We start from the raw sequence: 15,491 nt of genomic DNA, 5'->3' as shown, positions 1-15,491 counted from the left end.
GACTGGTTGCCATCCCCAGGTGCGTACAAAAGCGGTATGCCTCCGCTGTCGGCGCAGACCAGGTTCATCACCCACTGCTTGAGGTCAGGGCGGTGATCGCGGGAATAGCCGTGGGTGAGGCGGATGGCCAGGGCTTCATCCCCCGCATCGGTCACCTGGCCTTCTTCCTCGCTCCCGTACACCCCGTGGACGTGGAAGCTGGTGGAGTCCACGTGCAAAGCCCGCACGGGAAAGGGGAAGGCCTTTCGGGCCGCCTGGGCAATCCCCAGGAAGACCTCCGTGACCCCGGCCTCGAAGAGGTCGTCCAGCATCCGACCCATGCGGTCGTCGTTGAGGAACTCGGGGGTGACTCCCGGTCCTAAAAGAAGTTCGGTGGGTTTTCCTTGGAAAAAGTGGCTGAACAGGTAGAGGGGGGAGGTGACGAAGCCCAGGGCATTCAGCACCGCCGCCTTCAGGGCCACGCCAGTGGAGACCTTCTCGTTGGGGCGTGGCCCTACCTGATGATCCACCGTCTCCACCAGCTTCATCCGATCCATGATTCCAGCCACCAGACCCAGGTGGGCCAGGTCGTAGACCTGAAGATCAGCGTCGGTTTCCATCCCAAAATCCTAAAGTCAGGGTAGAGGGGTGCGGAATGTGGGTTTGATACCAGATTCGGTTAGTTCGTCACCAAAGGGTGACGAACTAACCCGACCAAAGGGAGTGCTCTAGGATTCAAAAAGACAGCCTCTAGTTTTTTTGGTTTTGTAAACTGTCTTTTTGAATCCGGTATGAAAAAACACTATTTTAAGCGAAAAACTCCATGGGTTGTTGTTTAGAATCCCGGAGCACATCCCTCCTTGTCGGTCGGTGAAACAAGCGTCACCCTTTCTAAGGGGCGGTATTGCCCTCCGTTACGCGGATAACTTTGGCCAGGTCGATTCGTTACCTTTATAGAAAGGGGGTGTGGGGGTTTTCAAAACCCACCGCCTTTAGGGGTGGGATGTAGAAAACCCCACGCGACCCCGGTTTTGCGCCATAAAACAGCGACCCGAAGACATGCGTCCGGGCTCGGACGCATTCGTGTCTTCGCTGGTGGGCGGTTGGTTTGCTATAGCAACCTCCTTATGCTGCATACTTAAGCATAAGCTTTGTGGCATACTGCTGTTATGCTCGTCATCGAATGCAAACTCTACGGTTCAGAGACGCAGTTTCGGGCCATAGACGAGGGCATTCGGGTCGGCCAGTTCGTCAGGAACAAGGCCCTGCGATACTGGATGGACGAGGGCAAGGCGGGTAAAAAAGTGGGTAAGCATGACCTGAACAAGCTGTGCGCAGCGCTTGCCGCCCAGTACCCTTTTGTCGCCAAGCTGGGCAGCCAGGCCCGACAAGCCGCAGCGGAACGAGCCTGGAGCGCCATAGCGCGGTTCTACGAGCGGAGCAAGAAAGGTCTGAAGCCCATTGGCTACCCCAGGTTCCAAAAGGATAACCGCTCTATCGAGTACAAACAGGCAGGTTGGAAGCTCGATGACGCCTACAACCGTTTGACCCTGAGCGATGGGCTGGGCATAGGAACCCTTAAGCTCAAGGGCTACAAGGCTTTGCAGGGCTATAACACCGACCACATCAAACGGGTACGCATCCTCAAACGAGCCGATGGCTACTATGCCCAGTTTTGTCTGAGGGTAAACCGCCGAATAGCTGTAGAACCCAGCGGGACTGCCATCGGTCTTGATGTGGGCCTCACCCGCCTCTATACCGACTCCAACGGCAACATCGAACCCAACCCTCGCTTCTATCGCAAAGCTGAAAAGCGTTTGAAGCGAGCGCAAAAAATAGTGTCAAGGAGGCACAAAAGGGGACAAAAACAAAGCCACAACTACCTTAAAGCAAAGGAACGACTGGCCAGGGTTTACCTCAAAACCCAAAGGCAACGTAGAGACCATGCCATAAAGCTGGCAAGGTGCGTAGTCAGGTCCAACGACCTGATAGCCTTTGAGGACTTGAGCGTCAAGAACATGGTCAGAAACAGGAAGCTGGCCAAAAGCATCTATGACGCCGGGTGGAGAATCTTTCGACAGCGGCTCGAATACTACGGCAAGGTTTTTGGGAATGTGGTCATTGCGGTTGACCCCAAGAACACCACCCAGATAGACCACGAATCGGGAAGCATCCTGACCCGCAAAACCCTTGCTGACAGGGTACACCTCACCGCCTCCGGGCGGGAGATGAGCCGCGATCATAACGCCGCCATCAACATCCTGCAACGAGGACTGCAAACGGTAGGCTGGGGCACAGCCGAACCCAACGCTTGGAGAGTTTCCATAGGACCTGCGCTCAGCGGGCAGGAGACGACGAACCAAGAATCCCATGTGCTTTAGCCGTGGGAGTGTCAAGAAATGAATCAATCGAATCTGGAATCATACCCGTATGTTGACCCGCGCGCCGCTTTCGAACAGGTGAATCGAGTCAATAAAGCGCACTACCTTGGTCTGGTAGCCCATCACGATGGAGTGCGTGCGGGCCCCACCGCCAAAGTAGCGCACCCCCTCGAGCAACTCCCCATGGGTGATGCCGGTAGCGGAAAAGACGATCTGCTTTCCGGGGGCCAGGTCGTTGGTGCGGTAAATTCTCTTTTCGTCGACCCCCATCGACCGTAGGCGCTCGAGTTCAGCCTCGCTGCTGGGCAAGAAACGCCCTTGGATCTCGCCGCCCATGCACTTGAGCGCGGCTGCTGCCAGCACTCCTTCCGGCGCGCCACCGCTGCCCATCATGACGTGAACACCCGTACCGCGAATGGCCACCGATACAGCCGCCACTACGTCGCCATCGGTGATGAGCTTGACCCTGGCTCCGGCTTCACGTACCTCTCGGATCAGCTTTTCGTGCCTGGGCCGATCCAGGATGACTACCACCAGGTCTTCCACTTTACGTTGGAGGGCATCGGCAATAATCCTCAGGTTGGCCTCCACAGGAAAGTCCAGGCTCACCTTGCCCGCTGCCGGGGGCCCTACTACCAGCTTCTGCATGTACATGTCGGGTGCTCCTACCAGCCCGCCTTTTTCGCTGATGGCAATCACCGTAATGGCGTTGGGAAGCCCTTTAGCAGTGATGGTGGTACCCTCCACCGGATCTACGGCGATGTCCACTTCGGGGCCACCCCGGCCCAGAATTTCGCCGATGTAGAGCATGGGGGCCTCGTCCATCTCACCTTCGCCAATGACCACCCGCCCCTGAATGGGCAGCTCCGAAAGCACCTCCCGCATGGCCTCGGTTCCAACACCGTCGACCTCGTCTTTTTTGCCCATTCCCGCCAGTCGGCTGGCTGCCAGGGCAGCCTGCTCGGTAACGCGAGCGATTTCGAGCACCAGCAGACGCTCGATGTCCATTTCAGTTTCCAGTTGCATACCCAAAGCTTACCAAGCTTTGCTCGAGCGCTGGCTTTGGTAGCACTTCCAGAACACAGGCTAAGGATAAAGCCGGTTATGACTTATGCCGACCCCACAAAGTACGGGCAAGGTCGGTGGGCGTAACCCCTTGCTCGGCCAGCGCCAACAGCAAGTGAAACAGCAGGTCTGTAGCCTCCCACTTAAGCTCTTCAGGGTCTTGGTTTTTGGCTGCGATTATCACCTCGCCGGCTTCCTCGCCAATTTTCTTGAGCATACGATCGAGGCCGGCCTGGTGCATTTTGGCCACATAGGAACCCTCGGGGAGGGTGGCCATCCGCTCTTTGATGGTTCGGTACACCTTCTCCAGCGCTTCGCCCAGCGACGGGTCGCCCGATGGGGTCAGGGGGTAATGGAAGCAACTCTCGGCCCCGGTGTGGCAGGCCGGGCCGTGCGGTATAACTTTGTATAGAACTGCGTCCTGGTCGCAGTCGAGAACCACTTCAACAACTTCTTGGGTATGCCCGGAGGTAAGACCCTTAACCCACAACTCGCCCCGGCTACGGCTCCAAAAGGTACTTTGCCGGGTTTTGAGGGTTTGCTCCAGGGCCTCGCGGTTGGCATAAGCTAGGGTGAGCACCTGGCCGGTGCGAGCGTCTTGCACCACCACCGGAATCAGGCCGCTGGCGTCGAATTGCACATCATCAAGATTCATAGGCGCACCATCAGAACTCATTTTCGGGGGGTGGGGAGTGGATTGCCAATACCCCTCAACTGGCCGGTAGGGGTGATTCAATCCGTACGGGAATGCCCTGCTCGGCCAGGTAGCTTTTGAGCTTTGGGATGGGAATCTCGCCAAAATGGAAAACGCTGGCCGCCAGGGCCGCATCGGCTACCCCTTCCTGCAAAACCTCGGCAAAGTGCTCTTTACGGCCCGCCCCTCCCGAGGCAATGACGGGAATGCCCACCACCTGCGAAACCGCCCGGCACAAAGCGATGTCGAAACCGGCTTTGGTGCCGTCGGCGTCCATGCTGGTTAGCAAAATTTCTCCAGCCCCCAGGGCGGCTCCTTGCTCGGCCCACCTAAGCGCATCCAGGCCCGTTGGGGTGCGCCCGCCGGCCACATACACCTCCCAGGCGTTCCCTTTCCGCCGTGCGTCTATAGCCAGCACCACCGCCTGGTTGCCGAAATGGTCGGAAAGCTCCTGGATTAGCTCCGGTCGCCTGACGGCAGCTGAATTGACCGAGACCTTGTCGGCCCCGGCCAAAAGCAAAGCCCGGGCGTCCTCGAGGCTCCGAATACCCCCGCCCACCGTGAAGGGAATGAAGACCTGCTCGGCTACCTGGGTGGCCATCTCGAGCAGAGTACTCCGGCCCTCATGCGTAGCAGTAATGTCCAGGAAAACCAGCTCGTCGGCGCCGGCCAGGTTGTAGGTTTTAGCTGCTTCTACCGGGTCGCCCGCGTCGCGCAGATTCACAAAGTTGATGCCCTTGACCACCCGCCCGGCGTGGACATCGAGGCAAGGGATAATGCGTTTGGCCAACACGAAGACGATTGTCGAAGATTAGGGGGCAAAGTGCAAGGGTGTAGTGCTTTAGTTTTAGCGCGATAACAAGCTCAAGACCTCCACGTGGTGGGTCAAGGGGTAAAAGTCGTAGGGCCGAACAAATCGCAACTGGTAGCCTGCCTGCCCGAGCCTGCCCACGTCGCGGGCCCAGGTGGCGGGGTCGCAGGCGATGTAGAGAATCTGTGCCGGTTGACCCTCTACCAAACTCTTCAGGACTTCGGGTGAGAGGCCGGCCCTGGGCGGGTCTACCATGACCAAATCGGCAGGCAGATGCTTTGTGAGTACCCTGGCGTCGTCTTGCTTGAAAACCAGGTTTTGTACACCCAATCGATCCCGGTCGGCTTCGCCGCGCGCCACTGCGCTACGGTTGATTTCGATGGCCACAATTTCTTCAAAAAGGGGTGCTAGGTGCAGGCTCAGCACCCCACTTCCCGCATAGAGCTCCACAGCCTTGCGGCCAGCAGCCACAATTCGCGAGGCTTCGCGCAACAATAGCCCCGCCGCCCTGGGGTTGACCTGGGCAAAGCTTTGCACATTCACCGTAGACAGGACGCCGCCAAAATCTTCTAAAAGACCGGTTGCGCCCCCCAGGTGCTGAATACGCCCTCGGAAACGACCCCTGGGGCTCGGCTCACCCCAGACCACCCCGGCGATGCCTTCTTGCAGGAGCGCCTGGGCAGTTTTCTTGAAAAACCGGGCCTGTCCTCCAATGAAGCCGACCAGGACTTTGCCCTCGTAGATGGAGCCGCGCAGCACGACTTCCTCGAGGCTGGACAGCGGCCAGCCGGACAACAGTGCAAAGGCGGGTTGTAGGGGCTCGGCAATCAGCGGGTCGTGGGGAATCCGCACCAGGTTGCTCGTCTGGGGCAGGCGGTAGGCCAGGCCGCCCAGGGGGTGCAGGGCATACTGCGCTGCCGTGCGGTAATACAAACCCGCCTCGGCCCCATAGGTGGGGGAGGGCTGGATGGGGGAGACCGTAAAGCTCAGTTTGGCAATCCGCTCCAGTGACTCTTGCACAAACCCCTGCTTGATGGGCAGCTGAGCCGGGTATTCCAGGGGCAGGTCTGCCGAGGGGGGTAACGGCTTAAGGTAACGCGCAGGATGGGGCTCCAGAATCTTGCGAACATGGCCCTCGAGGTGGTTTTTGCGTTCCCGCAGCTCCGCCTCAACCACTTCTCCGGGCAGTCCCCCGCGCACCAGGGCCGTTCCTGAAGGTGTCCGGGCCAGACCCAGCCCCCCGGCGACCAGCTTCTCGATGTGTAATCTCGCCACAACTCAACTTACCCTATACCATGCAAATGTTGGCCTCAGAGGTTGACGCCGCTCTGACACTAGGGAATAATCTTTCCGGTTACCAAGGAGGAGAATCAAATGAAAAAGACGCTGTTGCTATTGGTCTCACTTGCACTGGCAAGCTCTGCCTTTGCACAAACCTTCATCACCATTGGTTCCGGGGGTACAACTGGCGTGTACTTCCCGGTTGCGACCGGTATTGCCAAGCTGGTCAACGACGCCAATATCGGCGTGCGGGCCAACGCCCGCTCGACCGGGGGCTCGGTCTTCAACATCAACGCCATTGCCTCGGGTGAGCTTCAGATGGGCCTAGCCCAAAACGACATTGCTTTTTATGCTTACAACGGTACGGGCATTGCCGCGTTCGATGGCAAGCCGGTCAAGAACATCCGGGCGGTGGGCATTCTGTACCCCGAAGTGGTGCACGTGGTAGCCCGCGCCGGAGCCGGTATTAACACCATTGCCGATCTGAAAGGTAAGCGGGTGGTCATCGGTGATGTGGGTTCGGGTACCGAACAAAACGCCCGTCAGGTGCTCGAGGCCTACGGCCTGGGGCTGAATGACCTGCGCGAAGCCATTCGGGTCAACCCCAACAACGCCCTGGCCCTACTGCAAGACGGCCGCGCCGATGCCTTCTTCTTCACCGGCGGCCTGGGGGCTTCGGTAATTAGCCAGGCTGCCCAGACCATCCGGGTACAGCTGGTGGAGGTGGAGTACCGCAAGGTGCAGGAACTGGCCAAAAAGTATCCCTTCTACCGCGCCTTTAACATCGACGGCGGCATTTACCGTGGCGTGGATGTGACCACCCCTTCGGTGGCGGTGCTCTCGATGTGGCTGGCAGCCGATAGCGTCAGCGCCGATGTGGTCTACAACATGCTCAAGGCCACCTTCGACAACCCCGAATTTAAGGGCATTCACCCCAACCTGCAGCGCTTCTTCAACGTTAACAGCGCCGCCCGTAACCTCCCCATCCCCCTGCATCCGGGCGCCGAGCGTTTCTACCGGGAGAAGCGGATCATCCGTTAAGGCCAGCAAGCGCTGGGGCCGACTCGATGGGTCGGCCCCGGTTTATTTTGCAGCATCACCCTTGACAACATAACCTGCTGAGCCAAACAAAAATAGACGCCCAGCCAGTTTGGGTGTAAAACTATGCAAGCCGGATCGTTTGATATCGCGCAATTCCTAAGCGTTTTTGTGCAGGAGGTTGTGGATGAGTAAGGAGAGTCCAGAAGCCGAAGCCCAGCTATTGGTAGAAGAGACCGAATTGGGAGGGCGAAAACCCACCGACTGGTCACGCTGGTTGATTCTCGGCTTGGCGGTGGGATGGAGTGTGTTCCAGGTCTGGGCTACCTGGGTGGGTTCACTGGATGCTCTATTTTTTCGGGCTACCCACCTGGCCTTTGCTTTTGCCCTGGTTTTTTTGGTGTATCCCTTTAATCAACGTAGTCGCCGCGACCGAATCCCCCTTTTTGACTGGATTCTAGGTATCACCGCGACCCTCTCGGCAGCGTATGTAATGTGGCAGTACAAAGACATGATTGAAGTCCGGGGGGGCCTGGCCAATCAAGCCGACCTGGTGGTGGGAAGCGTAACCATCCTGATGTTGCTGCTGGCCGGATGGCGCTCGCTGGGGCCGGCCATGCCGATTATTTCCATTGTGTTCATGCTGTTTGCCTTGATTGGGCCGCAGGGTTTGTTTCAGGGCCAATTACCGGGCGCATTGGGCCAGTTGCACGCGGGGGTGCAGTGGCGCTCGCTGGTGAGCCAGCTCTTCATGAACGCTTCGGATAGCATCTGGGGTACGCCCATCGGGGTAGCGGCGCGTACGGTGTTTGTGTTCGTGTTGTTTGGGGCCATCCTCGAGCGGGCCGGGGCCGGGAAGTGGTTTACCGACCTGGCTTTTAGCGTGCTGGGAGGGGTGCGTGGGGGGCCAGCCAAAGCCTCGATTGTTTCCTCAGCGCTGACCGGGGTGGTCTCGGGTTCCTCGATTTCTAATGTGGTGACCAGCGGTACTTTCACCATCCCGGCCATGCGACGGGCCGGTTATTCTGCCGAGAAAGCCGGAGCGGTCGAGGTAGCGGCCAGTTCCAACGGGCAGCTCATGCCCCCGGTGATGGGGGCGGCGGCTTTTATCATGGCGGACTTTTTGGGCGTGCCTTACTCGGCGCTGGTTTTGATGGCCATTGTGCCCGCCCTGCTGGCTTATACCACGCTGTTTATATTGGTGGATCTGGAAGCGGTCAAGCTGGGTCTGAAGGGCTTGCCCAAGGCCGAGCTGCCCAGGTTCTGGCCCACGCTGCGGGCCGGCTTGCACTATGCGTTTCCCCTGGGCTATTTGCTCTATGCCTTGCTGGTAATCGAGCTATCGCCAGAGCGCGCTGCCTTGAACACCATTTTCCTGATGATTGGCGTTGCGCTCGCACAGGAGCTCTACCGGTCCTGGCGAGAAGGGCGTGGGTTTGGCAGTGGTTTGCGCTCCTTTGCGCAAATTGTAATTGAGGGCTTTGCCAACGGGGCGCGCAACATGGTGGGCATTGCCATTGCCACCGGTCTGGCCGGCATCATTATTGCGGTGGTGCTCATCACCAACATCGGGTTCGGCCTCACCGACCTGTTGCAGACCATCTCGGGAGGGAATCTGCTGGCGGCCCTATTCCTGGCCCAGCTCATCAGCCTGGTGCTGGGCATGGGCCTGCCCACCACTGCCAACTATGTGGTGATGGCCAGCCTGGTAGTACCGGTGATTACTAAAATTGCTGAGCAGAGCGGCATAGATTATGGCTCTCTGACCTTCTCGGGTATCGAGGTGCCCATCCTGAAAATTGTGGCCCACATGTTCGCCTTCTACTTTGGCATCATGGCCGACTCTACCCCGCCGGTGGCGCTGGCGGCCTACGCAGCCTCGGCCATTGCCAAGGGCGACCCCTTCAAAACAGGTGTACAGGGCTTTATTTACGAGTTGCGAACGGCTTTGCTGGCCTACATGGTCTTCTTCAACCCTGGCTTATTGATGATTGGGGTGGAGAGCGTGCTCGAGGGCGGTCGTATCATCATAACGGCGCTCCTGGGGCTTACGGCTTTTTCGGCAGCGACGCTAGGATATTTGATGGGGAACGCCAACTGGTTGCAGCGGCTGCTATATCTGGTCGCCGCGTTCATGCTGATGCCCAACAACCCCAACAGCGAAATCATCGGGCTTGCTATTTTGGGTGTGACCTTCCTTTGGCAGTGGTTCGTGCGTCGAGCTGCTGCCTAGGGTGGTTTTTAGGAAATAACCTTGGGGTTTGTGGTGAACGCTAACATCATCTGGGAGGCGAGGGGGTGGCCGTTGGGCGGCTAAGCTGGGCTTGCAATCTCCGTATACCTCGAGTCAAACCGCAAACCGCCCCAATACAACCCTTCGTCTCTAAACGCTGAGGCGAATCAGCGATCTGCTAAAACGGCAGCAAGAGCGCAAGGCATGAAGCTTTACTGGGCGGAATTCATGGATTCAAGGTCACCCCCGGCCTTGCGACGGCGGGGCCTGGTACAGCTCAGCGGGCTGGCGCTGGCGTTACAAATGACCCACCTGGCCCTGGCCTGGCTGGCTGTACCTACCCTGATGGGGCTACCCCAGTGGGTAACCTGGTCTGTGAGTGGTTTTTTTGCCCTCTTACTGCTGATTGTGGTGGTGCTGAAATCCCGTCCAGTAAGCAAGCAAACGCATCTTGAACCGGCCCGGCAGGTTTTTTTGGATGCGCTCTGGCTGGGGGCGGCCTGCCTGGCCGCAATTTTTGCGATGCGGATGGGATTTGAGTTAGGGGTGGTGTTGTTTTTGGGGCTTGGGCTGGTGGGCTACGGGATTGCCTTTGGACGCTTGTGGTTTGGTCTGAGCAAAGCGTGACCACCAGGGTTTGCTAAGGGTGGGTTTTTCCAGCAACTGCCGAATGCGGGGCAGGGCTTCCTCAGCCCGTTTGCGCCCAAGTTCGTAGGCAAGTTCGGCCTTGGTATAGTCGAAGGTCTCGATGGGAGGATCGGCAGCCAGCGTGATTGCTAAATCGGCCTGGGCCAGTGCCATGCTCAGGAGGCGACGGCGTGAGGCCTCACCTGCTTGCAAAGCTGCTTCCAGAGCGCTTTTTGGCTCAGTGGGCATGACCCGATTGGAAACGTCCACGGCTACGATGGGCCCCGCCTGCAAGGCTTTGGCTGCGGTGACCGGCACCTTTTCGGCCACATCGCCATCTACCAACAAGCGCCCGTGCCACTGAACAGGGGGAAAAATGCTGGGTACGGCGCTGCTAGCCGCCAGCGCCTCAGCTACGGGCCCGGCCCGCAACATAACCAGCTCGCCGCTGTTGAAATCGCAGGCCTGGATGACCAGCGGGATGGGGCTATCCTCGATGCGCCGATCGCCAAACAGGGCCCGGTAGCCCTGGCGAATTTTGCTTCCCTCGGCCAGGTAAGGCCGCCGCACGAAATCTACCAGGCGGGTTACCTGATGGAGGGTGCCGGTTTTTTGCAGGCGCTCGAGTTCGGGGTCTTTGAGCCATTCGCTCAGCTCGGTGTGATGAACGGTGATTCCAAAAGCATACAATGCAGCGGCCAGTGCGCCCGCTGAGCTGCCCGCCAGCCCGGCGACGGGGATTTTGGCTTCAGTGAGTACTTCCAGCAGAGCCGTATGTGCACTGCCCCGCACCCCTCCACCTCCCAGCGCCAGCACGATGCCTTCCATAGCTTGTATGGTAGCAAAAAAGTTGTACCAAGTGCAGTGATTTTGATTAAGTTCGGCTATGGGGTACTCTAATCGCATAAAAAAAGTTCGAGGTGTAGCGCTTGGTTCAGGTGATATGCAAGTGGGGACATTCAGAAACTTCGCCGGGATTCTAGGGGTCAAAAGCCCATGCGTTGTGCTGAACTTGATTTGCCCCTGCTGAGTGGGTTAGGGGAAGCAGACCCACGGTGGTTTGGTATGCCTGAACGAATTTAAGGCTAGCGCTCAAGAAAGTGGCGTGAATTCTGCCTGAGGTATCAGAAAACTGTCATGTCGGGCTACATGGCAAAGGGGTAGCATGTTGGATATGGTTCCAGAGCTATCTAAAGTGCCCGGCGTTTTGGGAGAGATATCCAGGCGACGTTATGGCGAAGTGCTGAAGCTTGAAGGCCTCCGCTGGACCCCGCCCAACGCTAATCCACCCTCCTTTCAACAGGCTTTGCGATTGCCGGGTTTATCGCTTATTGCCGAGGTCAAGCGAAAAAGTCCATCGCAGGGGGAAATCGCCGTGCAGCTCGAGGCCGCCCAGGTGGCCCGGGAGTATGCTGCGGGCGGCGCCCGGGCCATTAGCGTGCTCACCGAACCGCACTATTTTGCTGGTTCGGATCAGGACTTGCTCGAGGTGCGGCAGGCGGTGGATCTGCCCATTTTGCGAAAGGACTTTACCGTGCACCCGGTGCAGATTGCCCAGGCCCGAGCACTCGGTGCGTCGGCAGTGCTGCTTATTGTGGCGGTGCTGGGCCCCCTAACTCAGGCCTATCTGGAGCTGGCCCATGCTCACAGCCTCGATGCTCTGGTCGAGGTACACGACGAGGCCGAGCTCGAGCTCGCGCTGGCGACGGGAGCCTCGATAATCGGGGTCAACAACCGCAACCTGATTGACCTGAGCATTGACCGCTCGACAGCGCCCCGCCTGGGCCACTTGGCCCGACGGGCTGGCTTTACCGGCCTGCTGGTCGCCGAGTCGGGCTACAGCGAGCCGGCGCAACTGGCCGAACTCGAGGGGCTGTTCGATGCTGTTCTCATCGGAACCAGCCTGGCCCGCAGCGGCAACTGGCGGTCTGCTGTAGCGCAGATAACCCGAAAGTAAGTGCTTCACGGGGTTAGACTGGTGCTGAGCACTGAGTTCTCGTTACCAGCAAACCTTCAAAGGCCTGGCCTGGGCAATGCCCACAAATCGAGGTTGCGTGCGATTCGAGCTTGAAGCAAAAGCAAGATAAAGGTAGGAATGGATGGCCCTCTATCTCAGCTTGCTCGGCCCACCTCAGCTTTGGCAGGAGGGTAAGCCCGTCTCGAGCCTGCCCCGCAAAGCGGTGGCGATGGCAGCCTACCTGGCAGTGGTGGGTGGCGTGGTTGAGCGCGGGCGACTGGCCGACCTGTTGTGGGAGGGAGAGGAAGAAGCTGTACGACGGAATCTTCGTCAGGAACTTTTCCGCCTGAAAAATACGGCCTGGGAACGGGTATTTGAACAAAGTCCACACCATATAGGGTTGGGGCCGGTGGAGACCGACCTCGAGGCTTTTCTGGCGCAGATGGCGCGGGGGGCCTGGTCGGAGGCGCTGGCCCTGTGGCGGGGAGGGTTTCTAGCCGGCCTCGACCCCAAAGCTTCGGAGGGCTACTGGGACTGGCTGATTCCCGAGCGTGAGCGGTGGGAGCGCCTCTACCGGGAAGCCATGCTGGGGCTGGCGCGCAGCCAGGAAGCAGCAGGCCAGTTTGCCGAGGCCCTCAAGGTCTACCAGAAACTGCTCGCCGAAGACCCCCTGCAGGAAACCGAGCAACAGGCGGTCATGCGCCTGTACCTGCAACTAGGCGACCGTTCCGCGGCGCTACGTCAATACGAGCAGTACCGGATATTGTTGCGGGATCAACTGGGTCTGGAGCCCAGCCTGCAAACGCAGGCTTTGGGGGTGCAGGTGCGCGAAGGACAACCCTTGCCCGTACAGCAACAGGGGGTGGCCCAGTTGTTGAGCGAGCCCCCTCTGGTCGGGCGCAGCGAGGACTGGGCCTGGCTCGAGGCCCACTGGGGGCGGGGCTTGTTGCTTTTGCTGGCCGAATCCGGGGTGGGCAAAAGCCGCCTGGCCCTGGAGTACGCCAAGCACCAGGTGGGGGCCGGCCCTTCCGAGACCCTGCGCATCCGCCAGCGTGAGAGTGGGCAGGGCATTGGCTTTAGTGGTCTGCTGGAGGCCCTGCGGCAAGCCCTGGAAGCCCATAAGCTGGACAACCTCGAGCCCACCTGGCGTGACGAACTGGCCCAACTGTTGCCCGAACTAGGCCTTCCGCCCAGCAACCTGCACAAAGCACGGTTCTTTGAAGCCCTGTGCCGGGCCTTGCAGGCCATCGTTCGCCCCGGCGGGGTGGTGCTGTGGGACGATCTGCACTGGCTGGACTGGGCCAGCCTGGAGTTCTTGCCCTACCTGGTGCGCCGCTCCAGCAGCCTGGGTTTTTTCCTGCTGGGCACCGCTCGCCCCGAAGCCTTGCAAAAAAACCAGCCGGCGCGCCAAATTTTGCAAGAAATTGCTCGAGAAAACCGCCTCTTCCAACGCTTGCTAAAGCCCATGGATCCGCCTGCACTGGTGCAGTTGCTACGCCGGATGTCGGGCCAGCGCGAAGGGGGCGAGCGTTTTGCAGAACGCCTGTTTCAGGCTACCGAGGGCAATGTGTTCTATGTCCTCGAGATTCTGCGCTACCTCTTCGACCAGGGGCTCTTGCGGGCCGAAGCCGGGGCCTGGCATACCCCCTTCGACAGCTTCACCTCCGACTACCGCGAACTGCCGCTGCCCCCCAGTGTACGCGAGGCCCTGCTGGAGCGGCTCCAGCGCCTGGGTGAGGACGCCTTGCCCATCCTCCAGGCCATTGCACTGGCCGACTTCCCCCTGCCCCCCGACCTGGCCGCGGGGCTGTTGCGCCACCTGGGAACCCCTATCATCGAGCTGGAAAACCTGACCCAAAGCGGGTTTTTGCGCCTCAACCCCAGCGGCTACACCCTGCGGCACGAGCTGGTGCGGCAAACTGTGCTGGCCGAGATGAGCGAGTCCCGCCGTCGCTGGCTGCATGCCTGCATTGCCGATGCCCTACGCGAGGTGGCCGGCCCGCTACCGCAACTGGCGGCGCACCTCGAGGCTGCCGGACAGCGAGCCGAAGCCTACGTGGCCCACCTGATGGCCGGGCGCAGCCTGCGCCGGGGGCCGCTGGCCCGGCAAGCCCTGGAACACTATCGACGCGCCCAGGTGCTGTGCCCTTCCACGGAACCCGACCACGAGCGCTTTCGCATGCTGATTGAAGCGGCGGAAACCCGAATCAGGCTGGGTCAGTCGCAGATTCCCGAGCGCCAGGAAATGGCCCGACTGGCCGATAGCCTGGGCGACCATGAGCGCTTTCGTCTGTTCTTGCTGGACGCCGATGCTTCGCTGGCCTCGGGCCGGGTGGTTGAGGGTATCCCGGTGGCGCGGGAGGCCCTGCGCCTGGCCCAGACCCCCTGGCAGCGGGGCCATGCCCTTTTTAAGCTGGCCTGGCTCGAGTACCGCGGGGGCGACCCCGATGTACAGCTCGAGCCGCTGCTGGCCTCTATCCGGGCCTTTCATGACATCGGCGACCAGGCCATGGAAACCCTGGCCTTGCGCAACCTGTCGGGTTACTGGTTCCGGCTGGGCGACCTGTTGCAGCACAGCCAGACCTATGCCCAGGCTTTTAAGTTGGCCGCCGAACTGCGCGACGACCTGCTGCTCCGGCGCTTACGGGCCGATAAAGTCATGGTGGACTGGGTCAAGGGGGACTACGCGGACAGCCTGCAGGTGGCCGAACTCCTGTACCAGGAAGCCCGCGAACGGGGCGACTGGTGGGCGGTGTGGGACGCCCTGCAGGGCTTGCTGCTGAATGCAGCCGTGCTGGGTCTGAAACCTGAACTCGAGGCCACTGTCCAGCGGGCCATGGTCGAGGCCGCCGAGGTGGGGGCCTGGCGCGACCTGGCCCTCCTGCGCTCCGACTACGGCAACGCCCTGATGGTGGCGGGCCGCCTGGAAGAAGCCAGAGGCGAGCTCGAGGCGTCCCTGCGCGACCTGCGCGAGATGGGCGAGCGGGCTCGGCTGGGGCATGCTTTGTTCAACCTGGGCTTTACCCTGCTCGAGCTAGGCGATCTGAAGCATAGCCAGGACACCTTGGCCGAATCGGTTACGCTGTGGCGAGACCGCAAGGAGTACCGTCACACGGCCCGCTCCCTGGCCGCCCTGGCCCTGGCGCACCTGAGGGCCAACAACCGCAAAAAAGCCCAGCAACTTTCGGAGGAAGCCTACGCCCTGCGCGCCGACTGGGCGCGGGGAATCTACGACCTGCCGCTGGTGCTCTATATCCGGGCCCGGGCTTTGGGCAACCAGCGGGGTGGTGAACTCCTGCGCGAGAGCCAGCAACTCCTGCGCGACCTGGCCCACCAGCTCCCGCCCCATCTTGCGCAGCTTCTCCTAAACAACCGCTATGTGGTCTGGGCCCTTAGCAAGACCACCGAGGTTTGATACCAAAAAA

12 protein-coding genes are annotated in these 15,491 nt (G+C 60.0%); 6 read left to right on the top strand and 6 right to left on the bottom strand.

Going from position 1 to position 15,491, the window contains the following annotated elements; translation table 11 throughout:
- Positions 1–599 (bottom strand): IS1634 family transposase (locus Mhypo_RS08825; protein ID WP_119340932.1); only part of this gene is annotated, 599 nt, incomplete at its 3' end.
- Between the two features lie 549 nt (positions 600–1,148).
- On the opposite strand from Mhypo_RS08825, the gene Mhypo_RS08820 reads away from it, so the two are divergent.
- Positions 1,149–2,360, top strand: a complete 1,212-nt coding sequence (locus tag Mhypo_RS08820) for an RNA-guided endonuclease InsQ/TnpB family protein (protein WP_119340931.1) — start codon at positions 1,149–1,151, stop codon at positions 2,358–2,360.
- 39 nt (positions 2,361–2,399) lie between these two features.
- On the opposite strand, the gene glpX is transcribed toward Mhypo_RS08820, so the two are convergent.
- The 4 genes from glpX to Mhypo_RS08800 all read right to left on the bottom strand — a co-directional run bounded on the left by glpX (position 2,400) and on the right by Mhypo_RS08800 (position 6,205).
- Positions 2,400–3,368: a class II fructose-bisphosphatase gene (gene glpX / locus Mhypo_RS08815; protein WP_119340934.1), complete on the bottom strand. Its 969-nt coding sequence runs from the start codon at positions 3,366–3,368 to the stop codon at positions 2,400–2,402.
- A 94-nt stretch (positions 3,369–3,462) separates the two neighbouring features.
- Positions 3,463–4,080 (bottom strand): bifunctional phosphoribosyl-AMP cyclohydrolase/phosphoribosyl-ATP diphosphatase HisIE, encoded by a 618-nt coding sequence (hisIE, locus tag Mhypo_RS08810; RefSeq protein ID WP_119340930.1) that lies wholly within the window; start codon positions 4,078–4,080, stop codon positions 3,463–3,465.
- Between the two features lie 55 nt (positions 4,081–4,135).
- Positions 4,136–4,912 carry an imidazole glycerol phosphate synthase subunit HisF gene (gene hisF / locus Mhypo_RS08805; protein WP_119340929.1) on the bottom strand — a complete coding sequence of 259 codons (777 nt, stop codon included), beginning with the start codon at positions 4,910–4,912 and terminating at the stop codon, positions 4,136–4,138.
- Between the two features lie 54 nt (positions 4,913–4,966).
- On the bottom strand, positions 4,967–6,205 hold the full coding sequence (locus Mhypo_RS08800; protein ID WP_119340928.1) for a class I SAM-dependent RNA methyltransferase: 1,239 nt from the start codon (positions 6,203–6,205) through the stop codon (positions 4,967–4,969).
- 99 nt (positions 6,206–6,304) lie between these two features.
- Between Mhypo_RS08800 and Mhypo_RS08795 the strand changes: the two genes are divergently transcribed.
- The 3 genes from Mhypo_RS08795 (at position 6,305) to Mhypo_RS17915 (ending at position 10,109) form a co-directional block, all read left to right on the top strand.
- Positions 6,305–7,252 carry a TAXI family TRAP transporter solute-binding subunit gene (locus Mhypo_RS08795; RefSeq protein ID WP_119340927.1) on the top strand — a complete coding sequence of 316 codons (948 nt, stop codon included), beginning with the start codon at positions 6,305–6,307 and terminating at the stop codon, positions 7,250–7,252.
- A 184-nt stretch (positions 7,253–7,436) separates the two neighbouring features.
- Positions 7,437–9,482, top strand: a complete 2,046-nt coding sequence (locus Mhypo_RS08790; RefSeq protein ID WP_119340926.1) for a TRAP transporter permease — start codon at positions 7,437–7,439, stop codon at positions 9,480–9,482.
- 204 nt (positions 9,483–9,686) lie between these two features.
- Positions 9,687–10,109, top strand: a complete 423-nt coding sequence (locus Mhypo_RS17915; RefSeq protein ID WP_147075410.1) for a hypothetical protein — start codon at positions 9,687–9,689, stop codon at positions 10,107–10,109.
- Here Mhypo_RS17915 and Mhypo_RS08785 read toward each other — a convergent pair.
- On the bottom strand, positions 10,023–10,937 hold the full coding sequence (locus Mhypo_RS08785; RefSeq protein ID WP_119340925.1) for a patatin-like phospholipase family protein: 915 nt from the start codon (positions 10,935–10,937) through the stop codon (positions 10,023–10,025). The two genes, Mhypo_RS17915 and Mhypo_RS08785, sit on opposite strands and share 87 nt — an antisense overlap.
- Positions 10,938–11,283: 346 nt before the next feature.
- Here Mhypo_RS08785 and trpC point away from each other — a divergent pair, with 346 nt between their 5' ends.
- Positions 11,284–12,066, top strand: coding sequence for an indole-3-glycerol phosphate synthase TrpC (trpC, locus tag Mhypo_RS08780; protein WP_119340933.1), 783 nt, complete (start codon positions 11,284–11,286; stop codon positions 12,064–12,066).
- A gap of 142 nt (positions 12,067–12,208) precedes the next feature.
- Positions 12,209–15,481: an ATP-binding protein gene (locus Mhypo_RS08775; protein ID WP_119340924.1), complete on the top strand. Its 3,273-nt coding sequence runs from the start codon at positions 12,209–12,211 to the stop codon at positions 15,479–15,481.
- Positions 15,482–15,491 lie beyond the last annotated feature (10 nt).

It is taken from the genome of Meiothermus hypogaeus (assembly GCF_003574035.1).
Taxonomy (GTDB): domain Bacteria; phylum Deinococcota; class Deinococci; order Deinococcales; family Thermaceae; genus Meiothermus; species Meiothermus hypogaeus.
The sequence above is the reverse complement of the archived record's forward strand: the minus strand, read 5'-3'. Positions and strand labels throughout refer to the sequence as shown.